The 23,928-nt window shown below is 59.6% G+C and carries 25 protein-coding genes and 1 pseudogene; 18 read left to right on the forward strand and 8 right to left on the reverse strand.

Annotated elements, in window-relative coordinates; translation table 11 throughout:
- The first annotated feature begins 23 nt into the window (after positions 1-23).
- The 6 genes from ydcS to PMI28_RS17500 all read left to right on the forward strand — a co-directional run bounded on the left by ydcS (position 24) and on the right by PMI28_RS17500 (position 7,522).
- Positions 24-1,175, forward strand: a complete 1,152-nt coding sequence (ydcS, locus tag PMI28_RS17525; protein WP_007985699.1) for a putative ABC transporter substrate-binding protein YdcS — start codon at positions 24-26, stop codon at positions 1,173-1,175.
- Between the two features lie 209 nt (positions 1,176-1,384).
- Positions 1,385-2,422 (forward strand): ABC transporter ATP-binding protein, encoded by a 1,038-nt coding sequence (locus PMI28_RS17520; RefSeq protein ID WP_007985700.1) that lies wholly within the window; start codon positions 1,385-1,387, stop codon positions 2,420-2,422.
- A 1-nt stretch (position 2,423) separates the two neighbouring features.
- Positions 2,424-3,371 (forward strand): ABC transporter permease, encoded by a 948-nt coding sequence (locus PMI28_RS17515; protein ID WP_007985701.1) that lies wholly within the window; start codon positions 2,424-2,426, stop codon positions 3,369-3,371.
- Complete coding sequence (locus PMI28_RS17510) at positions 3,361-4,170, forward strand: ABC transporter permease (protein WP_007985704.1); 810 nt, start codon at positions 3,361-3,363, stop codon at positions 4,168-4,170. The genes PMI28_RS17515 and PMI28_RS17510 overlap by 11 nt, the downstream gene beginning before the upstream one ends.
- Before the next feature lie 168 nt (positions 4,171-4,338).
- A complete protein-coding gene (locus PMI28_RS17505; RefSeq protein WP_007985706.1) occupies positions 4,339-5,763 on the forward strand; it encodes a gamma-aminobutyraldehyde dehydrogenase in 1,425 nt (474 codons plus the stop codon).
- Between the two features lie 274 nt (positions 5,764-6,037).
- A complete protein-coding gene (locus PMI28_RS17500) occupies positions 6,038-7,522 on the forward strand; it encodes an APC family permease (RefSeq protein ID WP_007985708.1) in 1,485 nt (494 codons plus the stop codon).
- On the opposite strand, the gene PMI28_RS30870 is transcribed toward PMI28_RS17500, so the two are convergent.
- On the reverse strand, positions 7,512-7,706 hold the full coding sequence (locus PMI28_RS30870; RefSeq protein WP_007985709.1) for a hypothetical protein: 195 nt from the start codon (positions 7,704-7,706) through the stop codon (positions 7,512-7,514). The genes PMI28_RS17500 and PMI28_RS30870 overlap by 11 nt on opposite strands.
- Positions 7,707-8,154: 448 nt before the next feature.
- Here PMI28_RS30870 and PMI28_RS17495 point away from each other — a divergent pair, with 448 nt between their 5' ends.
- From PMI28_RS17495 to PMI28_RS29565, 3 genes are all read left to right on the forward strand, one after another.
- Complete coding sequence (locus PMI28_RS17495) at positions 8,155-8,667, forward strand: BRO-N domain-containing protein (protein ID WP_007985711.1); 513 nt, start codon at positions 8,155-8,157, stop codon at positions 8,665-8,667.
- Between the two features lie 306 nt (positions 8,668-8,973).
- The gene (locus tag PMI28_RS17490; protein ID WP_007985713.1) at positions 8,974-9,222 is read left to right on the forward strand and encodes a CopG family ribbon-helix-helix protein; all 249 of its coding nucleotides are present in this window, start codon (positions 8,974-8,976) and stop codon (positions 9,220-9,222) included.
- Positions 9,200-9,490 (forward strand): type II toxin-antitoxin system RelE/ParE family toxin, encoded by a 291-nt coding sequence (locus PMI28_RS29565; RefSeq protein WP_081501410.1) that lies wholly within the window; start codon positions 9,200-9,202, stop codon positions 9,488-9,490. Before PMI28_RS17490 ends, PMI28_RS29565 begins: the two co-directional genes overlap by 23 nt.
- Before the next feature lie 49 nt (positions 9,491-9,539).
- Here the strand turns inward: PMI28_RS29565 and PMI28_RS17485 are convergent, their stop codons facing one another.
- A complete protein-coding gene (locus tag PMI28_RS17485; RefSeq protein ID WP_007985715.1) occupies positions 9,540-9,725 on the reverse strand; it encodes a hypothetical protein in 186 nt (61 codons plus the stop codon).
- A 417-nt stretch (positions 9,726-10,142) separates the two neighbouring features.
- Between PMI28_RS17485 and PMI28_RS17480 the strand changes: the two genes are divergently transcribed.
- From PMI28_RS17480 to PMI28_RS17445, 8 genes are all read left to right on the forward strand, one after another.
- Positions 10,143-11,771, forward strand: coding sequence for a glucan biosynthesis protein D (locus PMI28_RS17480; protein WP_007985716.1), 1,629 nt, complete (start codon positions 10,143-10,145; stop codon positions 11,769-11,771).
- A 278-nt stretch (positions 11,772-12,049) separates the two neighbouring features.
- Complete coding sequence (locus tag PMI28_RS17475) at positions 12,050-12,964, forward strand: glutamate/aspartate ABC transporter substrate-binding protein (protein WP_007985718.1); 915 nt, start codon at positions 12,050-12,052, stop codon at positions 12,962-12,964.
- Between the two features lie 191 nt (positions 12,965-13,155).
- Entirely contained in the window at positions 13,156-13,902 is a 747-nt protein-coding gene (locus PMI28_RS17470) for an amino acid ABC transporter permease (protein ID WP_007985720.1), read from the forward strand.
- Positions 13,902-14,573 carry an amino acid ABC transporter permease gene (locus PMI28_RS17465; protein ID WP_033063246.1) on the forward strand — a complete coding sequence of 224 codons (672 nt, stop codon included), beginning with the start codon at positions 13,902-13,904 and terminating at the stop codon, positions 14,571-14,573. Before PMI28_RS17470 ends, PMI28_RS17465 begins: the two co-directional genes overlap by 1 nt.
- Positions 14,570-15,304: an amino acid ABC transporter ATP-binding protein gene (locus PMI28_RS17460; protein ID WP_007985725.1), complete on the forward strand. Its 735-nt coding sequence runs from the start codon at positions 14,570-14,572 to the stop codon at positions 15,302-15,304. Before PMI28_RS17465 ends, PMI28_RS17460 begins: the two co-directional genes overlap by 4 nt.
- A gap of 72 nt (positions 15,305-15,376) precedes the next feature.
- On the forward strand, positions 15,377-17,278 hold the full coding sequence (locus PMI28_RS17455) for a sensor histidine kinase (RefSeq protein ID WP_007985727.1): 1,902 nt from the start codon (positions 15,377-15,379) through the stop codon (positions 17,276-17,278).
- Complete coding sequence (locus PMI28_RS17450) at positions 17,275-18,603, forward strand: sigma-54-dependent transcriptional regulator (protein WP_007985728.1); 1,329 nt, start codon at positions 17,275-17,277, stop codon at positions 18,601-18,603. Before PMI28_RS17455 ends, PMI28_RS17450 begins: the two co-directional genes overlap by 4 nt.
- A gap of 8 nt (positions 18,604-18,611) precedes the next feature.
- Positions 18,612-18,941, forward strand: a complete 330-nt coding sequence (locus PMI28_RS17445; RefSeq protein ID WP_177318964.1) for a GlpM family protein — start codon at positions 18,612-18,614, stop codon at positions 18,939-18,941.
- A 361-nt stretch (positions 18,942-19,302) separates the two neighbouring features.
- Here the strand turns inward: PMI28_RS17445 and PMI28_RS17440 are convergent, their stop codons facing one another.
- The 3 genes and pseudogenes from PMI28_RS17440 to PMI28_RS31555 all read right to left on the reverse strand — a co-directional run bounded on the left by PMI28_RS17440 (position 19,303) and on the right by PMI28_RS31555 (position 20,840).
- Positions 19,303-20,337 carry an alpha/beta fold hydrolase gene (locus PMI28_RS17440; protein WP_033063247.1) on the reverse strand — a complete coding sequence of 345 codons (1,035 nt, stop codon included), beginning with the start codon at positions 20,335-20,337 and terminating at the stop codon, positions 19,303-19,305.
- 225 nt (positions 20,338-20,562) lie between these two features.
- Positions 20,563-20,679, reverse strand: a pseudogene (locus PMI28_RS29570) (hypothetical protein); the annotation flags it as partial.
- On the reverse strand, positions 20,658-20,840 hold the full coding sequence (locus tag PMI28_RS31555; RefSeq protein WP_033063248.1) for a hypothetical protein: 183 nt from the start codon (positions 20,838-20,840) through the stop codon (positions 20,658-20,660). The gene PMI28_RS31555 and the pseudogene PMI28_RS29570, both read right to left, overlap by 22 nt.
- A gap of 179 nt (positions 20,841-21,019) precedes the next feature.
- Between PMI28_RS31555 and metR the strand changes: the two genes are divergently transcribed.
- On the forward strand, positions 21,020-21,937 hold the full coding sequence (gene metR / locus PMI28_RS17435; protein WP_007985733.1) for a transcriptional regulator MetR: 918 nt from the start codon (positions 21,020-21,022) through the stop codon (positions 21,935-21,937).
- A 119-nt stretch (positions 21,938-22,056) separates the two neighbouring features.
- Here the strand turns inward: metR and PMI28_RS17430 are convergent, their stop codons facing one another.
- From PMI28_RS17430 to PMI28_RS17420, 3 genes are read right to left on the reverse strand one after another with little or no spacing between them, the layout of a single operon-like run.
- Positions 22,057-22,554, reverse strand: coding sequence for a GNAT family N-acetyltransferase (locus PMI28_RS17430; protein ID WP_007985734.1), 498 nt, complete (start codon positions 22,552-22,554; stop codon positions 22,057-22,059).
- 2 nt (positions 22,555-22,556) lie between these two features.
- Entirely contained in the window at positions 22,557-23,195 is a 639-nt protein-coding gene (locus PMI28_RS17425) for a LysE family translocator (protein ID WP_007985735.1), read from the reverse strand.
- A gap of 23 nt (positions 23,196-23,218) precedes the next feature.
- Positions 23,219-23,653, reverse strand: a complete 435-nt coding sequence (locus PMI28_RS17420; RefSeq protein WP_007985736.1) for an NUDIX hydrolase — start codon at positions 23,651-23,653, stop codon at positions 23,219-23,221.
- Positions 23,654-23,928: the final 275 nt, after the last annotated feature.

Raw genomic sequence — 23,928 nt, forward strand, 5'->3', positions numbered from 1 at the left:
AATTTGAAGAAGAGGGAAATTCCATGTTCGTGCACAAGACCGCACTGCTCAGTGCAATCACCACCGCGCTGCTGGCCAGCGCCAGTGTCCAGGCCGCCGAGCCGCTCAAAGCTGTCGGGGCCGGCGAGGGCCAACTGGATATTGTGGCCTGGCCTGGCTACATCGAACGTGGCGAGAGCGACAAGGCCTACGACTGGGTAACCGGTTTCGAGAAGGAAACCGGCTGCAAGGTCAACGTCAAGACGGCGGGCACCTCCGACGAAATGGTCAGCTTGATGGCCAAGGGTGGTTACGACCTGGTGACAGCGTCGGGCGATGCCTCCCTGCGCCTGATCGTCGGCAAGCGTGTGCAGCCGATCAACACGGCGTTGATCCCGAACTGGAAAAACCTCGACCCGCGCCTCAAGGATGCACCCTGGTACGTGGTCAACAAGCAGACCTACGGCACCCCGTATCAATGGGGCCCGAACGTGTTGATGTACAACACCAGCGTGTTCAAGACCGCGCCCACCAGCTGGGGCGTGCTGTTCAATGCGCAAAACCTGCCGGACGGCAAGCCGAACAAGGGCCGCGTGCAGGCCTATGACGGCCCGATCTACATCGCCGACGCGGCGCTGTACCTGAAGACCGCCAAGCCGGAACTGGGCATCAAGAACCCCTACGAACTGACCGAAGCCCAGTACAAGGCCGTGCTCGACCTGTTGCGCGCCCAGCAGCCGTTGATCCACCGCTACTGGCACGACACCACCGTGCAAATGAGCGACTTCAAGAACGAAGGCGTGGTCGCCTCCAGTTCGTGGCCGTATCAGGTCAACGGCCTGATGAATGAGAAACAGCCAATCGCCTCGACCATCCCGAAAGAAGGCGCCACCGGTTGGGCCGACACCACCATGATGCATGCCGAGGCCAAGCACCCTAACTGCGCCTACAAGTGGATGGACTGGTCGCTGCAACCGAAAGTCCAGGGTGACGTCGCGGCGTGGTTCGGCTCGTTGCCAGCGGTTCCGGCGGCGTGCAAGGAGAGCGAATTGCTCGGCGCCGAAGGCTGCAAGACCAACGGTTTCGACCAGTTCGACAAGATCGCCTTCTGGAAAACCCCGCAGGCTGAAGGCGGCAAGTTCGTGCCGTACAGCCGCTGGACCCAGGACTACATCGCGATCATGGGCGGTAGGTAGTTTGTGAGATGACACCGCCCCTGTGGGAGCGGGCTTGCTCGCGAAGAGGCCATCACATCCAGCATTGATGTTGCCTGACACGCTGCATTCGCGAGCAAGCCCGCTCCCACAGGGGATATCTACAGCCAACACTCCGTATTCGATTCAGTTTTTTCAGAAGTCCAGGCAGGGCCGCTGCGACGGCCTTCGCCTTTTTGGAGCACCGCACCATGACGCTTGCAGTCCAGTTCACCAACGTTTCCCGGCAATTCGGCGAAGTGAAAGCCGTAGACCAGGTTTCCATCGACATCCAGGACGGCGAGTTCTTCTCCATGCTGGGGCCTTCCGGCTCGGGCAAAACCACCTGTCTGCGCCTGATCGCCGGTTTTGAACAGCCGAGCGCAGGCTCCATCCGTATTCATGGCGCAGAAGCCGCCGGCCTGCCGCCGTACCAGCGCGACGTGAACACCGTATTCCAGGATTACGCGCTGTTCCCGCACATGAACGTTCGCGACAACGTCGCCTACGGCTTGAAGGTTAAAGGCATCGGCAAGGCCGAGCGCCTCAAGCGCGCCGAAGAATCCCTGGAGATGGTCGCCCTCGGCGGCTACGGCGACCGCAAGCCGGTGCAGCTCTCCGGCGGTCAGCGCCAACGTGTGGCCCTGGCCCGCGCTTTGGTCAACCGTCCACGGGTGCTGCTGCTCGACGAACCCCTCGGCGCGCTCGACCTGAAGTTGCGCGAACAAATGCAGGGCGAATTGAAGAAGCTGCAACGCCAGCTCGGCATCACCTTCATTTTCGTCACCCACGACCAGACCGAAGCGCTGTCGATGTCCGACCGCGTCGCGGTGTTCAACAAAGGCCGCATCGAACAGGTCGACAGCCCGCGCAACCTGTACATGAAACCGGCCACTACCTTCGTCGCGGAATTCGTTGGCACCTCCAACGTGATTCGCGGCGAACTGGCCAAGCAGTTGAGTGGCAATCCGCAGCCATTCTCGATTCGCCCGGAACACGTGCGCTTCGCCGACGGTCCGCTGGCCAGCCACGAAATCGAAGTCAGCGGCTTGTTGCATGACATTCAGTACCAGGGCAGCGCGACTCGTTATGAGTTGAAGCTGGAAAACGGCCAGACCCTGAACATCAGCCAGGCCAACAATCAGTGGATCGATACCAGCGCCCAGCACCAGACCGGGCAGCGCATCAGCGCACGCTGGGCGCGTGAAGCCATGATTGCGTTGCACGACACCGTTGCGGGCGGGGTGTGACATGAACACCTTGGCTGTCTCTCAAACCCGGTCGGGCGGCTCGCCGTTGCGCCGGTTCTCCAACCTGCTGTATCGCCGGCCTAACCTCTATCTGTCGATGTTGCTGGTACCGCCGCTACTGTGGTTCGGTGCGATCTACCTGGGCTCATTGCTGGTGCTGCTGTGGCAAGGTCTCTATACCTTCGATGATTTCACCATGGCGGTCACCCCTGACCTGACCCTGGCGAACCTCACCGCGCTGTTCCAGCCGTCGAACTTCGACATCATCCTGCGCACCCTGGGCATGGCGATAGTCGTGTCGATTGCCAGCGCCTTCGTTGCATTCCCGATTGCCTACTACATGGCGCGCTACACCACCGGTAAGACCAAGGCGTTTTTCTACATCGCGGTGATGATGCCGATGTGGGCCAGTTACATCGTCAAGGCTTACGCCTGGACGCTGCTGCTGGCCAAGGGCGGCGTGGCGCAGTGGTTCGTGCAGCACCTGGGGCTGGAACCGGTTCTGCAACTCGTGCTGGGCATTCCGGGCGTAGGTGGCAGTACTTTGTCGACCTCGCACCTGGGCCGCTTCATGGTGTTGGTCTACATCTGGCTGCCGTTCATGATCCTGCCGATCCAGGCTGCGCTGGAACGCCTGCCGCCTTCGTTGCTGCAAGCCTCCGCCGACCTCGGTGCCAAGCCGCGCCAGACCTTCATGCAAGTGATTCTGCCGCTGTCGGTCCCGGGCATTGCCGCCGGTTCGATCTTCACCTTCTCGCTGACCCTGGGTGACTTCATCGTGCCGCAACTGGTCGGCCCGCCCGGCTACTTCGTCGGCAGCATGGTGTACGCCCAACAGGGCGCGATCGGCAACATGCCGATGGCCGCTGCGTTCACCCTGGTGCCGATCGTACTGATCGCCATTTACCTGTCCATCGTCAAACGTCTGGGGGCCTTCGATGCACTCTGAGAAAGCTTCCTTAGGCTTGAAAATCGCCGCCTGGGGCGGGCTGGTGTTCCTGCACTTCCCGATCCTGATCATCTTCCTGTACGCCTTCAACACCGAAGACGCGGCGTTCAGCTTCCCGCCCAAGGGCTTCACCCTGAATTGGTTCAGCGTGGCGTTCTCGCGACCGGACGTGCTCGAAGCGATCAAGCTGTCGTTGCAGATCGCCTCGATTGCCACCCTGATCGCCATGGTCCTCGGCACACTGGCTTCCGCCGCGTTGTACCGCCGGGACTTCTTCGGCAAGCAAGGCATCTCGCTGATGCTGATCCTGCCGATTGCCTTGCCGGGGATCATTACCGGGATCGCGTTGCTGGCGACGTTCAAGACACTGAGCATCGAACCGGGCATGTTCACCATCATCGTCGGTCACGCGACTTTCTGTGTGGTGATCGTCTACAACAACGTCATCGCCCGGTTGCGCCGCACTTCCCACAGTTTGATCGAGGCCTCGATGGACCTCGGTGCTGACGGCTGGCAGACCTTCCGCTACATCATCCTGCCGAACCTCGGCTCGGCGTTGCTGGCCGGCGGCATGCTGGCGTTTGCCCTGTCGTTCGACGAAATCATCGTCACCACCTTCACCGCCGGCCATGAACGGACCCTGCCGCTGTGGCTGCTCAACCAGCTCAGCCGCCCACGGGACGTGCCGGTGACCAACGTCGTGGCGATGCTGGTGATGATCGTGACCATGCTCCCGATCCTTGGCGCCTATTACCTGACCCGTGGCGGCGAAAGCGTGGCGGGCAGTGGCGGGAAATAACCGAATAACTGAAGGAACAGAGTTCCTGTGGGAGCGGGCTTGCTCGCGAAGAGGCCATCACAGTCAACAGTGATGGTCACTGATACACCGCTTTCGCGAGCAAGCCCGCTCCCACCGGGGGCCGGTTTCCACAGAGAAAAAACAACAGTTGCGAAGAGGACAAATGCCATGCAAACCAAACTCTTGATCAACGGCCAACTGCTCGACGGCGAAGGCCCCGCCCAACCGGTGTTCAACCCGGCGCTGGGTCGTGTGCTGGTGGAAATCAACGAAGCCAGCGAAGCCCAGGTCGATGCCGCGGTGCGCGCCGCCGACGCGGCATTCGACAGCTGGTCGCAAACCCCGCCGAGAGAGCGTTCGCGGCTGCTGCTCAAACTCGCCGATGCCATCGAAGCCCACGGCCAAGAGCTGGCCAAACTGGAATCGGACAACTGCGGCAAGCCTTACAGCGCCGCGCTGAACGACGAAATCCCGGCGATTGCCGACGTGTTCCGCTTCTTCGCTGGCGCCAACCGTTGCATGAGCGGCTCGGCCGGCGGCGAATACCTGCCGGGGCACACCTCGATGATCCGTCGCGACCCGGTGGGCGTGATCGCCTCCATCGCGCCGTGGAACTACCCGCTGATGATGGTGGCCTGGAAAATCGCCCCGGCCCTGGCCGCCGGTAATACCGTGGTGCTCAAGCCGTCGGAACAAACCCCGCTGACTGCCCTGCGTCTGGCCGAACTAGCGTCGGAAATCTTCCCGGCCGGCGTGCTCAATCTGGTATTTGGCCGTGGTCCTACCGTCGGTAGCCCGCTGGTGATCCACCCGAAAGTGCGCATGGTGTCGCTGACCGGCTCGATTGCCACCGGTTCGAACATCATTTCCAGCACCGCCGACAGCGTCAAACGCATGCACATGGAACTGGGCGGCAAGGCCCCGGTGATCATCTTCGATGACGCCGACATCGACGCCGCCGTCGAAGGCATCCGCACCTTCGGTTTCTACAACGCCGGCCAGGACTGCACCGCCGCCTGCCGCATCTATGCGCAGGAAGGCATCTACGAGAAGTTCGTCGAGAAGCTCGGCGCTGCGGTCAGCAGCATCAAGTACGGTTTGCAGGATGATCCGTCCACCGAACTCGGCCCGCTGATCACCGCGCAACACCGCGACCGCGTTGCCGGTTTCGTCGAACGCGCCATTGCTCAACCGCACATTCGTTTGATCACTGGCGGCAAAGCGGTGGACGGCAACGGTTACTTCTTCGAACCGACCGTACTGGCCGACGCGCAGCAGGATGACGAAATCGTCCGTCGCGAAGTGTTCGGACCAGTGGTGTCGGTGACCAAATTCAGCGATGAAGCGCAAGTACTCGGCTGGGCCAACGATTCGGAATACGGCCTGGCGTCGTCGGTGTGGACTGCCGACGTCGGTCGCGCCCATCGCCTGTCGGCCCGCTTGCATTACGGCTGCACCTGGGTGAATACGCACTTCATGCTGGTCAGCGAAATGCCTCACGGCGGTCAGAAACTGTCCGGCTATGGCAAGGATATGTCCATGTACGGGCTCGAGGACTACACCGTCGTGCGGCATGTGATGTTCAAGCACTAAGAAAAGCATCGCCTGTAGGAGCGAGCTTGCTCGCGATGGACGTCAACGTTGACGCGGGAATCCTGACGCCCCGCGGTGTCCTCAGGTTTTTCGCGAGCAAGCTCGCTCCTACAGCGAAGAGGTCACCTCGGTTTCAAGGCAGAAACCGGCAACACGCACCACCAGGCTCCACAGCAAAAAAACAAAACAATAACCACCGATCCGGGCGGTGCCCTCAAGGCCCCGTCACGGTTTCGGACATCCGAAATCTGCCGATTTTCCGGAGAAAACACACATGAGTGCATCACCCGATCTCTCTGTAGCCCTTGCCGACAGCGATGCCGAGCAACTACGCAAGCTGGGTTACACCTCCAACTTCAATCGCAGCATGAGCCTGTGGGAAAACTTCGCCCTGGGCTTCACTTACCTGTCCCCGGTCGTCGGGGTTTATACCCTGTTCGGCCTGTGCCTGGCCGCGGGCGGGCCACCGATGTTCTGGGCTTATCTGCTGGTCGGTTGCGGCCAGTTGCTGGTGTGCCTGATTTTCGGCGAAGTGGTTTCGCAGTTCCCGATTTCCGGTGGCGTGTACCCATGGGCCCGCCGTCTGGTGGGCAAGCGCTGGGCGTGGATGGTTGGCTGGATCTACTCCATCGCCCTGTGTGTGACCATCGCGGCGGTTGCCGTGGGTGCCGGTCCGTACCTCGCCGCCATGATGGGCTTTGAACCGAGCAACAACACCAACATCATCATCGCCCTGTTCCTGACGCTGTTCGCCACCCTGGTCAACCTCAGCGGCACCAAAGTGCTGGCGCGGATCGCCATGTTCGGCTTCCTCTGCGAACTGGTCGGCGCGGTGATCGTCGGCGTTTACCTGCTGATCTTCGAACGTCATCAATCCATCAGCGTGTTGTTCAACACCTTCGATATCAGCGTCGACGGCTCGTACCTGCCGGCGTTCCTCACCGCGTCGCTGGCGGGGATGTTCCTGTACTACGGCTTCGAGGCCTGCGGCGACGTGGCCGAAGAAACCCCGAACCCGAGCAAGCAGATTCCGGTGGCCATGCGCATGACCATCTACATCGGCGGCATCGCCGCAATGTTCGCCTGCCTGGCACTGATCCTGGCCGTGCCGGACATGCAAGCGGTGATCAACGGCACCGACAAGGACCCGGTCACCACCATCCTCAACAACGCGTTCGGGCCGGTGGGCTCGAAAGTGGTGATGGGGGTGGTGATGATTTCCTTCATCTCCTGTGTCATCAGCCTGCAAGCAGCGGCCAGTCGTTTGCTGTATTCCTACGCCCGCGACGAAATGGTTATCGGCAGCCGACTGCTGAAGAAGATTTCCCCTACGACTCAGGTTCCAGTTGCCGCGCTGTTCGTCTCCGGCGTCCTGCCGGCACTGATCATCATCCTCGGCTTCTTCCTGCAAGACGCGGTAGCCACCATCGTCAGCTTCGCGGCAATCGGCATCTACCTGGCGTTCCAGATGATCGTGCTCGCAGCACTTTACGCACGCATGAAAGGCTGGAAACCGAGCGGCAAATTCACCCTCGGTGCCTGGGGCTGGGCGGTGAACATCGGCGCGCTGGTCTACGGCGTCGGCGCCATCATCAACATGGCCTGGCCACGGACACCGGATGCCGCGTGGTACATCAACTACGCCATGGTCCTGAGTACTGCCATCGTTATTGGTTTGGGCTTGCTCTACATGTGGATCGCCAAACCGTATGACCACGGAAAGGCGCCTGCGGGGGATGCGTGGAAGGTTAGTCACTAATGAAAGTCGCCCCGGGATCAAGTTCGATCTCGGGGCAAGCTCTGCCAATCAAACAATCTGTGTCGTCGCCTCGCAAAACATCCATCAAGTCTTCCGTGTGCCATTTGATATCAGCTTTGCCACGCACCGCTTCGAAGCGATCTTGGGCATTAGCATTACGCCTCTCGTTGTCACTGTCAGTCATCAATCTATTGCTCCTGCATAGAAGTAAGTGGGCGAGGATTCGAACAAATAAAGGAAAAACTGCGCCTCAGGTGCCGCTTCTCTGCAGCCAGTGCAAAAACAGGAAATTCCTACAGATACAGCCTTCCTGAAAAACCCTCGATTCCTACATCAAGCGTCGCCAGAGTAGACTTGGCGCCGCGAGCGCCTGACCGATAGGCTTTACCCCGTCGCTGCCAAATCAGCGACCCGGAGTCGAAGCCGGAACATATCAACATGGCGCATCCGCGCCCCCCATATGAGCTGAGGCATTTTTTGCCTTTCAGTTTCGCGTTATGGCGGGCCGTGTGGCGCGGGCCTCTCGGCTTCCATGTTGATCGAGAATGTTCCGACTTCGAACGCCGCACGGTCCGCCACCCTAATCTGTCGAAGGATTAGTGGCGGCCCCACTTTCAACATGGAGTCGAAAAATGCAAAAGCACACGTCAAATTCACCTGAAACACATCCCTGTTTCACCCCCATCGTTTTCACCCGCCACAACCGTTTCCTCCACACCTTCATGCTGGATCATCAAGCCTGGTTCTGCGTCCAGGATCTGGGACGCTTGATGGGCAAACCATTGAATGAACGACTCACCCTGAAACTCGATCCCGATCAGCGCCGCTGCGTCTGGTTGCTCAAGGACGGTAGAACAGTCGAGACACTGATGGTCAGCGAATCAGGCATGTATGCCCTGTTGGTTCATCATTTCGCTCCAGAAAACCGCCACCTGCGCCAATGGCTGAGTAACGAGGTCATACCCTTGTTGCGTCATGCGAAGTCAGAGCCTGTGGAAAACCTGCCAAGCCTGAGCTCCTTGCATTGGGCCGGAATTACGGTGCCATTGCTGCATTGGCAGCATCAGGCATGGATCAAATGGCGAGACATGCCTGAATTGATGCACGTACAGCGACCCTATCCGGTTGCGGGCACCTGCCGCTGAGTCTTTAGTCATTAGTGAAAATGGGGGGACTCTTTAGTTCGCCCCATTTGCTGTATGACCACGGCATCGCAGCTTCCAGAGAGGTGTGAAAGGTGAGTCGATAAGAGCCTTAGCCCCAATGCCAGTGGGCAGCAGAGTCCTCAGCCTGCTTCAAGGCAATTACTCGCAACATTTCCCCCTCGTCCATTGCGGTATCACTGGCTAGAGTGTCTTTTACCCAAGCACGTGGTAACGGTTGACGAACATCGCGGTACAACATAGGGTGTTTACGTGGTTTACAGCGTATACATATTGAGGAAAGCCGCCATGGCCTCGCCCGTTCTATCTTTTCGTGTCGAAGAGCTTTTGGCTCAACAATTGGATCAACTGGCAGCAGCCACTGATCGCGACCGTCAATATCATCTCAAACGTGCACTGGTTCGATATGTGGAAGCTGAGTCCTGGCATCTACAAGCCATCAGCGAAGGTATAGCCGATGCCGATGCTGGGAAACTCACCGATCTGGACGCCGTGAAGGCTAAGTGGGAAAAACGTGCCGAAAGTAGTACTGACTGAAAAAGCGGAAAGCGATCTCGACAATATTCATGAGCACTACCTAGAGTCCGTTGGCGCAGACACCGCCATAACGATCATCTCGACGATCTTGCAGTCCTTCCAACAACTGGAGCAGTTTCCCGGCTCAGGCAGACCTTCCGTCATGCCAGATGTGCGAGAACTGGTACTTGATCGTTACCCCTTCATTGCTCCATACCGATTTGCCCATGGGCAAATTCAAGTTTTGCGAGTGCTGCATCAACGAATGGAGCGCTCGCAAGATTGGTAAAAAGGCCCCCAGCCGCGACAATCTTGCCGCGACTGAATGCCCCTCCTGCTCAAAACCGCGAAACACTCCTCATCGCATCCACCAGATACCGCATCGCAATCCGGTCGTTCTCCGACAGTTCCCGATAGCGCTCCACCAGTTTCATTTCCTCGGAATTCAGCCGGCGTCTTTGCCGTCCGCTGGTCAGGCACGGAAAGATTCCCAACATTTCGGTGATGTTCTGTACTTTCGACATGGACGATGTCCTTCTCTAGACGTCAAAGAAACTGCAAAAAACCGCATCGCCCTATCCCTTTTTCAGCAGCCGCCGGGTGCTCACTGAACCGCACCGGTCCGAAGGGCATAAACCGGTCATGAGCACAGAATAGAAATATTCCGGGCGCTGAAAAGCATTTTTTAGAGTAATTAGTCGAAAAAAGCAGAAATGCCCTTTAAATCAGAAACCCCTGTCGGAATTGTTTCCCGACATGTCTTGTTTCATTGCCGGGCTAGCGCCGTGCCATCAATCAATTCAGCTCTGCAATCGAACGGTTTAAGCTATCCGGCATCTGTTTAAAGTCCGTTGCGTTTGGCCGAAGGCATGTCCGAACCGATATTTCTGATCCAGTACGTGCCAGGAACGGCACGGGATTGTTCACGACAGGTTGTATATATGCACCGCAGGAATTTGCTCAAAGCCTCCATGGCCATCGCGGCCTACACCGGCTTGTCCGCCACGGGACTGTTGGCCGCCCAAGCCTGGGCCGCCAGCGGCGGCACCGCTGATGGCGAGGCCACTGCATTCGATTTCGAGGCGCTGAAACTCCAGGCCAAACAGCTCGCCAGCAATCGCTATCAGGACACCAAGCAACAGTTGCCACCGACCCTGGCAACCATGACGCCGCAGAACTTCAACGCGATCCGCTACGACGCCAATCACTCCTTGTGGAATGACCTGAATGGTCAACTGGATGTGCAGTTTTTCCACGTCGGCATGGGTTTCAAGCAGCCGGTACGCATGTACAGCGTCGACCCCAAGACCCGCCAGGCGCGTGAGGTGCATTTCCGTCCGTCGTTGTTCAACTATGAACAAACCACGGTCGACACCACCCAGCTCAAGGGCGATCTGGGGTTCTCCGGCTTCAAGTTGTTCAAGGCCCCGGAACTGGACAAGCACGACGTCGTGTCCTTCCTCGGTGCCAGTTACTTCCGGGCGGTGGACGCCACCGGCCAGTACGGTTTGTCGGCCCGCGGCCTGGCCATCGATACCTATGCCAAAAAACGTGAGGAATTCCCGGACTTCACCAAGTTCTGGTTCGAGACGCCGGACAAGGACAGCACCCGCTTCGTGGTCTACGCCCTGCTCGACTCACCGAGCGCCACCGGCGCCTATCGTTTCGATATCGATTGCCAGGCCGAGCGCGTGGTGATGGAGATCGACGCCCACGTCAATGCACGTACCGCCATCGACCAACTGGGCATCGCGCCGATGACCAGCATGTTCAGTTGCGGTACCCACGAACGCCGGATGTGCGACACCATTCACCCGCAGATCCACGACTCCGATCGCCTGGCCATGTGGCGCGGCAACGGCGAGTGGATCTGCCGTCCGCTGAACAATCCGGCGACCCTGCAATTCAATGCCTTCGCCGACAAGGACCCGAAAGGTTTCGGCCTGGTGCAGACCGACCATGAGTTCGCCAGCTATCAGGACACCGTCGACTGGTACAGCCGCCGCCCGAGCCTGTGGGTCGAACCGACCACCGCATGGGGCGAAGGCTCGGTCGATCTGCTGGAAATTCCTACGACCGGCGAAACCATGGACAACATCGTCGCCTTCTGGACCCCGAAGAAACCGGTGGCTGCCGGCGATTCGCTGAACTACGGCTACAAGCTCTACTGGAGCGCACTGCCACCGGTCGGCACACCGCTGGCGCGGGTCAATGCGACCCGTTCGGGCATGGGCGGCTTCACCGAAGGCTGGGCACCCGGCGAGCATTACCCGCCAGTCTGGGCCCGTCGTTTTGCCGTGGACTTCACCGGCGGCGGCCTGGACCGATTGCCTGAAGGCGCGGGCATCGAGCCGGTGGTCACTTGCTCGAACGGCGAGGTCAAGGATTTCAGCATCCTCAAGCTGGATGACATCAAGGGCTATCGCATTCTGTTTGACTGGTACCCGACCAATGACAGCGTCGAGCCTGTCGAACTGCGCCTGTTCATCCGCACCAACGAGCGCACACTGAGTGAAACCTGGCTGTACCAGTACTTCCCGCCCGCCCCGGACAAGCGCAAATATCCCTGATCGACGGGTTGCGCCCAACCAGCATTCGGTTTTCCGAACGCGACCTGCCGGTCGGTTCGGTTAACCGGATCATCGAACTGAAATTTCAGCGCAAAAAATATTTAATTCCCTTGTAAATCAACACTTTGATTAATTGCGACTGGTCTGGCACGAGTCATGCTCTACACTTCTTCGACGAATATCCTTTGCGCCTACTCATCGTAGCGTTCAGGTGTTTTGCAGCACAAAAAGGGCCGATGAACTGGCTCCATAAAAAAAACAATGTCGAGGAAAATTTGATGCGCATCGTTCCCCACATCCTGGGCGCAGCCATTGCTGCCGCTCTGATCAGCACGCCAGTTTTCGCCGCCGAACTGACCGGCACCCTGAAGAAGATCAAAGAGTCCGGTGTCATCACTCTCGGGCATCGCGACGCTTCCATTCCGTTCTCCTATATCGCGGATGCTTCCGGCAAACCGGTTGGCTACTCCCACGACATCCAGCTGAAAGTCGTCGAAGCGCTGAAAAAAGACCTCGACATGCCGAATCTCCAGGTCAAATACAACCTGGTGACCTCGCAAACCCGCATCCCGCTGGTGCAGAACGGCACCGTGGACCTCGAGTGCGGTTCCACCACCAACAACGTCGAGCGTCAGCAGCAAGTTGACTTCTCCGTTGGCATCTTCGAAATCGGTACTCGCCTGCTGTCCAAGGCAGACTCCAAGTACAAGGATTTCCCTGACCTGGCCGGCAAGAACGTCGTGACCACCGCCGGCACCACGTCCGAGCGCATCCTCAAGGCGATGAACGCCGACAAGCAGATGGGCATGAACGTCATCTCGGCCAAAGACCACGGCGAATCCTTCCAGATGCTGGAAACCGGCCGTGCCGTGGCTTTCATGATGGACGACGCCCTGCTGGCAGGTGAAGCAGCCAAGGCCAAGAATGCGAAAGACTGGGCAGTGACCGGTACTCCGCAGTCCTTCGAAATCTACGGCTGCATGGTGCGCAAAGGCGACGAGCCGTTCAAAAAGGCTGTGGATGACGCCATCAAGGCCACCTACGCATCGGGCGAGATCAACAAGATCTACGACAAGTGGTTCATGCAGCCAATCCCGCCAAAAGGCCTGAATCTGAACTTCCCGATGAGCGACGAGCTCAAGGCCCTGATCGCCAAACCGACCGATAAAGCGGCTGACGACAAGAAGTCCTGATTTTCTGACTAACCTTATCTCCTGAGAGGGCAGCCGCCCTTTCAGGAGGTGGTCACTTCCTGCTGGCATTTTTTGGAAACACTCGAACCGGTGGCTGTCGAGCCGAGCGCGTGTGCCTGTCCCTCAAGGACAGGCGGGAACGGAGTTTCCCCCAAGCGGGCACTTGTACATCGAACTGAGGGGAGACCCTAATGAATTACAACTGGGACTGGGGCGTGTTCTTCAAGTCCACCGGCGTGGGCAGCGAGACCTATTTCGACTGGTACGTGACCGGTTTGGGCTGGACCATCGGCATCGCCATCGCGGCCTGGATCATCGCCCTGACACTGGGCTCGATCCTGGGCGTCATGCGTACCGTGCCGAATCGCATCGTATCGGGCATCGCCACCTGCTACGTCGAACTCTTCCGTAACGTGCCGCTGCTGGTTCAGCTGTTCATCTGGTACTTCCTGGTACCCGACCTGCTGCCGGCGGACCTGCAAGAGTGGTACAAGCAGGATCTGAACCCGACCACCTCGGCCTTCCTCAGCGTCGTCGTGTGCCTGGGTCTGTTCACCACCGCCCGGGTTTGCGAACAAGTGCGCACCGGTATCCAGGCCCTGCCCAAAGGCCAGGAATCCGCGGCTCGCGCCATGGGTTTCAAGCTGCCGCAGATCTACTGGAACGTGCTGCTGCCCCAGGCCTACCGGATCATCATTCCGCCGCTTACCTCGGAATTTTTGAACGTTTTCAAGAACACCTCCGTGGCCTCGCTGATCGGTTTGATGGAACTGCTCGCGCAGACCAAACAGACCGCCGAGTTCTCCGCCAACCTGTTCGAAGCCTTTACCCTGGCAACGCTGATCTACTTCACCCTGAACATGAGCCTGATGTTGCTGATGCGCCTGGTCGAGAAGAAAGTCGCCGTACCGGGCCTGATCTCCGTAGGGGGTAAATGATGGAATTCGATTTCTCGGGCATCATCCCGTCCCTGCCGGGCCTGTGGAACGGCATGATCATGACCCTCAAGCTGATGGCCATGGGCGTGGTCGGCGGGATCATCCTCGGCACGATCCTGGCGCTGATGCGCCTGTCCCATAGCAAGCTGCTGTCGAACATCGCCGGCGCCTACGTTAACTATTTCCGTTCGATTCCGTTGCTGCTGGTGATCACCTGGTTCTACCTGGCGGTGCCGTTCGTGCTGCGCTGGATCACCGGCGAAGACACGCCGATCGGCGCGTTCGCGTCGTGCATCGTGGCGTTCATGATGTTCGAAGCGGCGTACTTCTGCGAAATCGTCCGCGCCGGCGTACAGTCGATTCCCAAGGGCCAGATGGGCGCTGCCCAGGCACTGGGCATGACTTATGGCCAGATGATGCGCCTGATCATCCTGCCGCAAGCGTTCCGCAAGATGACGCCGTTGTTGCTGCAACAGAGCATCATCCTGTTTCAGGACACCTCGCTGGTTTACGCGGTCGGCCTGGTGGATTTCCTCAATGCTTCGCGCGCCAGTGGCGACATCATTGGCCGCTCCAATGAGTTCCTGGTTTTCGCCGGTCTCGTGTACTTCATCATCAGCTTTGCCGCCTCGCGGCTGGTCAAGCGTCTGCAAAAAAGGTTCGCCGTATGATCTCTATCAAAAGCATCAACAAGTGGTATGGGGACTTCCAGGTACTGACTGATTGCAGCACCGAGGTCAAGAAAGGCGAAGTGATCGTGGTGTGCGGGCCATCCGGTTCCGGCAAGTCGACCCTGATCAAATGCGTCAACGCCCTGGAACCGTTCCAGAAAGGCGACATCGTGGTCGACGGCACCTCCATCGCCGACCCGAAGACCAACCTGCCGAAACTGCGTTCACGCGTGGGCATGGTGTTCCAGCATTTCGAGTTGTTCCCGCACCTGACCATCACCGAAAACCTGACCATCGCGCAGATCAAGGTGCTGGGCCGCAGCAAGGAAGAAGCCACCAAGAAAGGCCTGCAACTGCTCGAGCGCGTCGGCCTCTCCGCCCATGCCCACAAGCATCCCGGCCAACTCTCCGGCGGTCAGCAGCAGCGTGTGGCGATTGCCCGTGCGCTGGCGATGGACCCGATCGTCATGCTGTTCGACGAACCGACCTCGGCGCTGGACCCGGAAATGGTCAACGAAGTGCTCGACGTGATGGTGCAACTGGCCCACGAAGGCATGACCATGATGTGCGTGACCCACGAAATGGGCTTCGCCCGTAAAGTGGCCGACCGGGTGATCTTCATGGACGCCGGCAAGATCATCGAAGACTGCAAGAAAGAGGAGTTCTTCGGCGACATCAACGCCCGCGCCGATCGTACGCAGCACTTCCTCAACAAGATTCTGCAGCACTAAGAAAAACACCGCTCCCACACTGGCCAGTGGTGATCTTGAGATTTGCGTTGTGGTTGACCCAAGGCATCTGTGATGAAATGCGACCCCAATCTTTATCGCGCAGCGTCGCCATCACTCGCCGTGAAACCCCGTCTGATTCGTCATTTGTTCCTGCCGCCGCTGATCATCGCGATGATGATCGGTCTGGGCTATATCGGCTTCTGGATCAGTGAGCACTATGGCATTCGCAGTCTTGGCGAGAACGGCCAGCGTCAGCTGGAACTGCATGCCCGCGCCGTCGAGAGCGAGATCAGCAAATACACCTACCTGCCCAGCCTGCTGGAACTGGAAACCAGCGTTTCGCAGTTGCTGGCCGACCCGACCCCGGAACACCGGCAATCGGTCAATGATTACCTTGAAGGCCTGAACCGGCGCAGCCGCAGTCGGGCCATCTATGTGATGGACACCACCGGCCGAGTCATGGCCACCAGCAACTGGCGCGATGTCGACAGCTACCTGGGTGAAGACCTGTCTTTCCGCGCCTACTTCCAGAACGCCGTGCGCGGTCAGCCAGGGCGCTTCTACGGCATCGGCAGCACCAACGGTGAACCCGGTTACTACCTGGCCCACGGCCTGGAAGAACACGGCAAGATCATCGGTGTCGCAGTGGTCAAGGTGCGCCTGGAGGCCATGGAAGAACGTTGGCAAAAGGCGCGCCTGGAAGCTTTTGTCAGTGACGAGAACGGCATCATCATTCTCTCCAGCGATCCGTCGCGCCGACTCAAGTCGGTGGTGCCGCTGAGCGATGAAACCAAAGAGAAACTGGCCCGCAGCCTGCAGTACTACTGGTTTCCGCTGAACGAATTGCAACCACTGGCCCGGGAAACCCTGTCCGAGGGCGTGGAAAAACTCACCTTCCCGGCCAACAGCGAACTGGTGTCCGACGAAGAAAACATCAGCTACCTCTCGCAAACCAGGCCGCTGAGCGACACACCGTGGAATTTCACCCTGCTCACGCCGCTACAGGATTTGCGTCGCGAAGCGATCAATCAGGGGATTCTGGTCGCGGTGGCGTTTGCCCTCCTCGCCTTTCTTTTGATTGCCTGGAACGAGCGGCGCAAGGTGATCGCCACCCGTCTCGCCGCCCGGGAAGCCTTGCAGGAAGCCAACAACCAACTGGAGCGTCGGATTACCGAACGCACCACCGACCTGCGCGCCAGCAATGAACGGCTCAAGGGCCAGATCCGCGAACGCCGGCTCGCCGAAGAAACCTTGCGCCGTGCCCAGGATGAACTGGTGCAGGCCGGAAAACTCGCAGCCATCGGCCAGATGTCCACCAGCATCGCCCACGAACTGAACCAGCCTCTGGCGGCGCTGCGCACCTTGTCCGGCAATACCGTGCGCTTCCTCGAACGCGGCCAGCTCGACGTGGCCAGCACCAACCTCAAGACCATCAACGAACTGATCGACCGTATGGGCCGGATCACCGCCAGCCTGCGCTCGTTTGCCCGGCGCGGTGACGACAAGGGCCAGGCGTGCCTCGGCAAAGCGGTGGACGCGGCCCTGCAATTGCTCGGCGGCCGGGTGGAAACCATTCACCTGCAACTGCACCGCGACTTCACCGATGTCCAGGTGCAAATCGACCAGACCCGCCTGGAGCAGATTCTGGTCAACCTGATCGGCAACGCCCTCGATGCCATGCAGGCTCAGCCGCAACCCGAGTTGTGGCTCGTAGGCGAAACATTCGATGGCAAGTACCGACTGCGCGTGCGGGACAACGGCCACGGCATCGACGCCGAAGCGCGCAAGCACCTGTTCGAACCGTTCTTCACCACCAAACCCGGCGAACAGGGCCTGGGCCTTGGCCTGACCCTTTCCGCCAGCCTGGCCGCCGCCACCGGCGGTCACTTGGGTGTCGAACACCCGGCCAGCGGTGGTACTGCATTCGTCCTCAGTTTACCGTTGGTAAGCCCCACTTCCGCCGAGCCAATATGAACAACGACCTTAGTGTATTGATCGTCGAAGACGACCCCCATGTGTTGCTCGGCTGCCAACAGGCGCTGACCCTGGAAGACATTCCCTGCATCGGCGTGGGCAGCGCCGAAGAAGCCCTGGAGCGGGTCGGCGACAATTTTGCCGGCATCGTCGTCAGCGACATTCGCCTGCCGGGCATCGACGGCCTGGAATTGCTCACCCGGCTCAAGGCCCGCGACCGCAGCCTGCCGGTGGTGCTGATCACCGGCCACGGCGACATCTCCATGGCCGTCGGCGCGATGCAAAAAGGCGCCTACGACTTTATGGAGAAGCCCTTCTCTCCCGAACGCCTGGTGGATGTCGCCCGCCGCGCCCTGGAGCAACGCAGCCTGGCGCGGGAAGTCTCGTCGTTGCGTCGGCAACTGGCCGAGCGTGACTCCCTCGAAGGGCGGATCATCGGCCGTTCGCCGGCCATGCAGAACCTGCGGGAACTGATCGCCAACGTCGCCGATACCTCGGCCAACGTGTTGATCGAGGGCGAGACCGGCACCGGCAAGGAACTGGTTGCGCGGTGCCTGCATGATTTCAGTCGGCGGCACACCAAGCAGTTCGTCGCCTTGAACTGCGGCGGCCTGCCGGAAAACCTCTTCGAAAGTGAAATTTTCGGCCACGAAGCCAACGCCTTTACCGGTGCGGGCAAACGACGGATCGGCAAGATCGAACATGCCGACGGCGGCACGCTGTTCCTCGACGAAGTGGAAAGCATGCCCCTGCCCCTGCAGATCAAACTGCTGCGGGTGTTGCAGGAACGCACCCTCGAACGCCTCGGTTCGAACCAGAGCGTGGCGGTGGATTGCCGGGTGATCGCGGCGACCAAATCCGACCTCGACGAGTCGAGCAAGGCCGGTGAATTTCGCAGCGACCTGTATTACCGCCTCAACGTGGTGACCCTGGAACTGCCGCCGCTGCGCGAGCGGCGCGAAGACATCCTGCAACTGTTCGAACACTTCCTGCAGCAGTCATCCCTGCGCTTCGACCGCACGGTGCCGGAACTGGACAACCAGACCGTTTCGAACCTGATGAGCCACGACTGGCCGGGCAACGTGCGTGAACTGCGCAACGTTGCCGAGCGCTTTGCCCTCGGTCTGCCGGCGTTCAAGAAACCCGGTGCCGGCGGCGGCAACCAGGGCCTGGCCTTTGCCGAAGCGGTGGAAGCGTTCGAGCGCAACTTGCTCAGCGATGCCTTGCAACGCAGCGGCGGCAACCTGACCCAGGCCAGCCAGGAACTGGGCATGGCCAAGACCACGCTGTTCGACAAAGTGAAGAAGTACGGGCTAAGTCACTGATGGACCTGATTCTCAAAGCAACCCTGGGCGCGGCGGTGGTGGTCATCCTCGCCGGCCTGGCCAAGACCAGAAACTATTACATCGCCGGGCTGGTGCCGTTGTTTCCGACCTTCGCGCTGATCGCTCATTACATCGTCGGCAAGGGTCGCTCGATCGATGACCTGAAGACCACCATCGTGTTTGGCATGTGGTCGATCATTCCGTACTTCATCTATCTGGCGACCTTGTACGTCATGGTCGACCGGATGCGCCTGGAGGCTTCGCTGGCCGTGGCGGCAGTAGCGTGGTTGATGGCAGCGACGGTACTGGTTTCGGTGTGGGTGCGCCTGCACACCTGAGCACCACCAATTCACTGTGGGAGATTCTATGGTTGAGGGGAAGCCCTCAACTGACTTTCGGTTGGTATTCGTCCTGTCCCTTTAGCAAGGCGAATACCACCCGAGCTGGCAGCGGCTCCATTGTGGGAGCGGGCTTGCTCGCGAAAGCTATGTGTTGGGCGACGTGTTTTTTTACGGGTGTACATATCCGTTTCTACGGTCACGGCCGCTAAGAGTTGCGCCCTTACGGCGGGGGCGGCTAACCCGAGGCGGCCTGTTTGCTGGTTTTGTTCGTCTGTGATGTACCTGCGGCTGGCAGGCCGTCATCGCGAGCAGGAAGTGGCCGTGACTGCAGAAATGGATATGTACGAGAAGATCGGGGTTACAGGAGGTTGTGTTCGGCCACCGGTTCGATCTGCGCCCAATGCGAAGTGTCTTCCCGGTGCGCCCGCAAATACGGCAACACTGCCGCCAGTAACGGCGCCTTGAATGCCTCTTGAAAACGATGAGCCAGTCCCGGAATCAATTTCAACTGACTGCCGCGCAAATGCGCCGCCAGATGCACGCCATGCATCACTGGCAACAACGGATCGGCCGTGCCATGCACCACCAGCGCCGGCACCCGCAATTGATTGAGCAATGCCACCCGGCTCGGTTCAGCCAGGATCGCCATGATCTGCCGCTTTACCCCCTCGGGATTGAACGCCCGGTCATAGGACAGCGCCGCCTGATGCAGCAGCGCCTGGCGATCGTCACTCACTGCCGGGCTGCCCAGCGCCGCCAGCAAGTCGGCTTGCTGCTCCAAAGCGATTTCACGATTGGGCGCCCCGCGGCGTGCCAGCAATTGCACCAGCGCTGCACTCGGTGCCGGCAAGCCTTCAGCGCCGGAACTGGTCATGATCAGGGTCAGGCTCTCGACCCGTTGCGGAGCCATGGCAGCCATGTGCTGGGCGATCATGCCGCCCATGCTTGCGCCCAGCACGTGGAATTGCTCGATGTGCAAGGCATCCATCAGGCCCAGGCCATCGTCCGCCATGTCGGTCAGCGAATACGGTGCCGACACCGGCAAACCGAGTTTGTAACGCATGACTTCAAACGTCAGGTTGGCCTCCATGGGCGCCTGTCGCCAGGTCGAAAGACCGACATCACGGTTGTCATAGCGAATCACCCGAAAACCTTGCTGACACAGCGCGACCACCACCTCATCGGGCCAGTGAATCAACTGCCCGCCCAGGCCCATCACCAACAGCAAGGCAGGGTCCGACGCACGACCGATGCTCTGGTACGCCAGACTCACCTGGTCCAGATCGACCCGCTCGGTCGGAACATTGACATCACAACGAGACGCCGCAAACGACGGCAAACCTAACAACAACGCGGCCATGAAAAAGGCGACTGAAAAAAATCTTCCACACATGGACAAACACCGAAACGCAGAACCCCAGTAGAGCGCGAGTCTGATGAAGTTCGTTCAAGCGCGCTGCCACAGTTCCATGACAGTTTGATGAAGAGTGCCGGGCGGTCATTTTTTGGGACCGCGTTATCGTTTTTCGCGAGCAAGCCCGCTCCCACATTTGATCTTCAGCGAACACAAAATTTGTGTACAACTCTAATCAAGTGTGGGAGCGGGCTTGCTCGCGAAGGCGTCCATCGCCGCGATGGCCTCGATTACATCGTTGAATTCGCTGTAGCACATGTGGGTGTGGGTCCGGGTTTCATCACGCACACCGCTGGCGTTCAGGCGGAACGCTTCCACTGCCAGCGTTTCAGCTCCGGATCGAGCTTGTCTTCACGTTCCAGGTCTACCGGGCTGTGCAACAGCGAGCAGGAACTGCTGACCCACAGGTTGTCGCCAAAACGTTCCTGGGCAAATTGCAGTTGCGCCAGCACTGGCTCCAATTCGCAGCGGCAGCAGGTCAATCCCGGCGTCTTTCTGCAATTGCCAATGGGTGGCGCGCAATTGGCGGCCAACGCTTTCCAGCGCGTTCTGGTCGAGATCGCCCTTTGTAAAAGATGGCGCTATTGTCGACAGCCGACCCAACATGAGACAAACTCAACATTTTCGACTTATCTACAAGTTTTCCTCATGGAGCCCCCCGGTGCTTGAAATCCGTCACCTCAAGACCCTGCACGCCTTGCGCGAAGCCGACAGCCTGGTGGATGCGGCCGATCGCCTGCACCTGACCCAATCAGCCCTGTCCCATCAGTTCAAGGAACTGGAGGAGCGCATGGGCATGCCGCTGTTTGTGCGCAAGACCAAACCGGTGCGCTTCACCAGCGCCGGTTTGCGTCTGCTGCAACTGGCCGACGCCACCCTGCCGCTGCTGCGCGCCGCCGAGCGCGACATCAGTCGCCTGGCCGGGGGCACCGCCGGGCGCTTGCACATGGCCATCGAGTGCCACAGTTGTTTCCAGTGGCTGATGCCAACCATCGACCAGTTCCGTGATGCCTGGCCGGAAGTCGAGCTGGACCTGGCCTCGGGTTTTTCCTTCGCCCCGCTGCCGGCCCTGGCCCGTGGCGATCTGGACCTGGTGGTGACCTCCGATCCGGTGGATCTGGCCGGGATCACCTATGTCCCGCTCTTCACCTATGAAGCGATGCTCGCGGTGGCCAATCAGCACCGCCTGGCCAGCAAGGCCTACATCGTCCCGGAAGACTTGCTCCCGGAAACCTTGATCACCTACCCGGTGGAACGGGATCGGCTGGATATTTTCACTCGCTTCCTTGAGCCTGCCGACATCGAACCGGCCCAGGTCCGCACCTCGGAGTTGACGGTGATGATGATGCAACTGGTGGCCAGCGGTCGCGGCGTGTGCGGCATGCCCCATTGGGCGCTGCATGAATACAGCTCGCGGGGTTACGTGAAAGCCAAGCGGCTGGGTGAGAAAGGTTTGTTCGCGACGTTGTATGCGGCGATCCGCGCCGACATGCTCGATGCGCCGTACATGCGTGACTTCTTGCTGACGGCCAAGGACACGTCGTTTTCGACGCTGGATGGGGTTAGTGCCGTTCGCTGAAATGCGATCAAATGTGGGAGCGGGCTTGCTCGCGAAAGCGGTGTATCAGCCAACATCATTGTTGAATGTAAAACCGTATTCGCGAGCAAGCCCGCTCCCACAGGGGATCTGCGGTGACTTCAGAGTTCGCGCCACATGTGGATTTTGTCGTAATACTCCTCCCCCACCCGCACCGCCATCGGTTCCAGGCCGAACTGGACGAAACCGCAGTGCTGGTAGAGGCTGAACGCAGGATCGTTGCCGGCGGTGACGGTCAACTGGATCAGGCGCAAACCCGCATGGTTCCGCGCCTCGCCCAGTGCCGCCTGAACCAGTTGATAACCGAGCCCACGCTGGCGAACCGTTGGCGAGACGTACATGCCAAACAGCGTCACCTTGTGCCGGGCCTTTTCCCGAGACTCGAACGCGAGGCCGACGATGCCGGCCAACCGGCCATCCTCGAACGCCCCGAGCACCACATCCAGCTTGCTGGCCAGGCGCGACTCCCACCAGCTCAGCGGCATCACCGCCCGCTCACGCACACTCGAGGTAAAGGCCTGCGGATGCAGGTCGTAGGCTTCGAGCATCAGCGCCCGATAGACAAGGGCATGGCTGGCATCCAGTCGCTCGATCCACATGCTCAAGCCATCCGTTTTTGCTCAAGCATCAGCCGCAGTGCCAGCCCCGACAATATGAAGCCCATGAAATAGCGCTGCATCGCCAGCCAGGTCGGGTTGTTGACGAACCACGAGGCGATACCCGCGGCAAACATGGCGATCATCAGGTTGACGCAGAAACTGACGCTGATCTGGGTCAGGCCGAGAATGATGCTTTGACTGAACACCGAGCCATGCTCCGGCGTGATGAATTGCGGAAATACCGAAAGATAGAACACCGCGATTTTCGGGTTCAGGGCGCTGGTCAGAAAGCCCATGGTGATCAGTTTGCGTGACGAATCCGGGGGCAATTGCTGCGCCTCGAACGGCGAGCGCGCACCGGGCTTGACCGCCTGCCAGGCCAGCCACAACAGGTACAGCGCACCGGCCCACTTCAACACCTCATAGGCCATCGGTACCGCCAGGAACACCGCGGTCAAACCGGCAGCGGCAGCGAACAAATGCACGAAGAATCCGGCGACCACGCCGAGCAACGAAATCACCCCGGCCTTTCGGCCCTGGCAAATCGAACGGGAGATCAGGTAAATCATGTTCGGCCCCGGTGTCAGCACCATCAGCAACGCGGCAGCGGCAAAAATCAGCAAGTCTTGAAGCGGGATCATGGGCGAAGTCCTTTGCGTAATGATCAGGCGATCGCGGTCAGCGATGCTCGATAGAACGGCAGGATCAGGTCCCGTGTCAATGGTGCCAGGCTGACACCGCCATCGGTGGCCGGGTCGATCCAGAGTACTTCTTCGATCTCCGCCGCCGGTGTCACGTCGGCATCGATGTTCAACTGAAAAATCTCGGCGTGTACGACAAAACCCGGCTCGTTGGCCGCCGGTGCCGAGAAGGGACCGAGGTAAACGGCCTGCGCCGGATCGATGTCCAGACCCAACTCTTCTTCCAGCTCACGGGCCAGCGCATGAACCGGCAGCTCGTGAGGCTCAATCTTGCCACCCGGCTGCATGAACGCCGTGGTGCCGCGCTTGCGCACCAGCAACGTGCGGCCATCGGGGTCGATCAACAAAGCGGCGGCGATGCGAATAGTGCCGGAGACTGGCATGGAAAGGGTCGACATAAACAGAAGGCCTTTGACTCAAAAACGCTAAGGATCACATGTCCGCCCTGTAGGAGCGAGCTTGCTCGCGAAAACGCATAAAACCAGATGCCCATCGGCGCACTCAGATTTATCGCGAGAAAACCCGCCCCTACAGTAGTTAACGCAATCTGTAGCAGCTGGCGTAGCCTGCGTCCGGCTGCGCAGCAGTCGTAAAATCAGAGCTCGCGGTACGTCAGAGAGATCGTGCAAACCGGATTTACGACTGCTGCGCAGCCGGACGCAGCCTTCGGCAG

The sequence above is a fragment of the Pseudomonas sp. GM48 genome, assembly GCF_000282335.1.
GTDB lineage: Bacteria > Pseudomonadota > Gammaproteobacteria > Pseudomonadales > Pseudomonadaceae > Aquipseudomonas.

Bases quoted from the DNA above. Each gene is read 5' to 3' on its own strand.
- ydcS (WP_007985699.1), top strand. From the start codon at position 24: ATGTTCGTGCACAAGACCGCACTGCTCAGTGCAATCACCACCGCGCTG.
- PMI28_RS17520 (WP_007985700.1), top strand. From the start codon at position 1,385: ATGACGCTTGCAGTCCAGTTCACCAACGTTTCCCGGCAATTCGGCGAA.
- PMI28_RS17515 (WP_007985701.1), top strand. From the start codon at position 2,424: ATGAACACCTTGGCTGTCTCTCAAACCCGGTCGGGCGGCTCGCCGTTG.
- PMI28_RS17510 (WP_007985704.1), top strand. From the start codon at position 3,361: ATGCACTCTGAGAAAGCTTCCTTAGGCTTGAAAATCGCCGCCTGGGGC.
- PMI28_RS17505 (WP_007985706.1), top strand. From the start codon at position 4,339: ATGCAAACCAAACTCTTGATCAACGGCCAACTGCTCGACGGCGAAGGC.
- PMI28_RS17500 (WP_007985708.1), top strand. From the start codon at position 6,038: ATGAGTGCATCACCCGATCTCTCTGTAGCCCTTGCCGACAGCGATGCC.
- PMI28_RS30870 (WP_007985709.1), bottom strand. From the start codon at position 7,706: ATGACTGACAGTGACAACGAGAGGCGTAATGCTAATGCCCAAGATCGC.
- PMI28_RS17495 (WP_007985711.1), top strand. From the start codon at position 8,155: ATGCAAAAGCACACGTCAAATTCACCTGAAACACATCCCTGTTTCACC.
- PMI28_RS17490 (WP_007985713.1), top strand. From the start codon at position 8,974: ATGGCCTCGCCCGTTCTATCTTTTCGTGTCGAAGAGCTTTTGGCTCAA.
- PMI28_RS17485 (WP_007985715.1), bottom strand. From the start codon at position 9,725: ATGTCGAAAGTACAGAACATCACCGAAATGTTGGGAATCTTTCCGTGC.
- PMI28_RS17480 (WP_007985716.1), top strand. From the start codon at position 10,143: ATGCACCGCAGGAATTTGCTCAAAGCCTCCATGGCCATCGCGGCCTAC.
- PMI28_RS17475 (WP_007985718.1), top strand. From the start codon at position 12,050: ATGCGCATCGTTCCCCACATCCTGGGCGCAGCCATTGCTGCCGCTCTG.
- PMI28_RS17470 (WP_007985720.1), top strand. From the start codon at position 13,156: ATGAATTACAACTGGGACTGGGGCGTGTTCTTCAAGTCCACCGGCGTG.
- PMI28_RS17465 (WP_033063246.1), top strand. From the start codon at position 13,902: ATGGAATTCGATTTCTCGGGCATCATCCCGTCCCTGCCGGGCCTGTGG.
- PMI28_RS17460 (WP_007985725.1), top strand. From the start codon at position 14,570: ATGATCTCTATCAAAAGCATCAACAAGTGGTATGGGGACTTCCAGGTA.
- PMI28_RS17455 (WP_007985727.1), top strand. From the start codon at position 15,377: ATGAAATGCGACCCCAATCTTTATCGCGCAGCGTCGCCATCACTCGCC.
- PMI28_RS17450 (WP_007985728.1), top strand. From the start codon at position 17,275: ATGAACAACGACCTTAGTGTATTGATCGTCGAAGACGACCCCCATGTG.
- PMI28_RS17440 (WP_033063247.1), bottom strand. From the start codon at position 20,337: ATGTGTGGAAGATTTTTTTCAGTCGCCTTTTTCATGGCCGCGTTGTTG.
- PMI28_RS17430 (WP_007985734.1), bottom strand. From the start codon at position 22,554: ATGTGGATCGAGCGACTGGATGCCAGCCATGCCCTTGTCTATCGGGCG.
- PMI28_RS17425 (WP_007985735.1), bottom strand. From the start codon at position 23,195: ATGATCCCGCTTCAAGACTTGCTGATTTTTGCCGCTGCCGCGTTGCTG.
- PMI28_RS17420 (WP_007985736.1), bottom strand. From the start codon at position 23,653: ATGTCGACCCTTTCCATGCCAGTCTCCGGCACTATTCGCATCGCCGCC.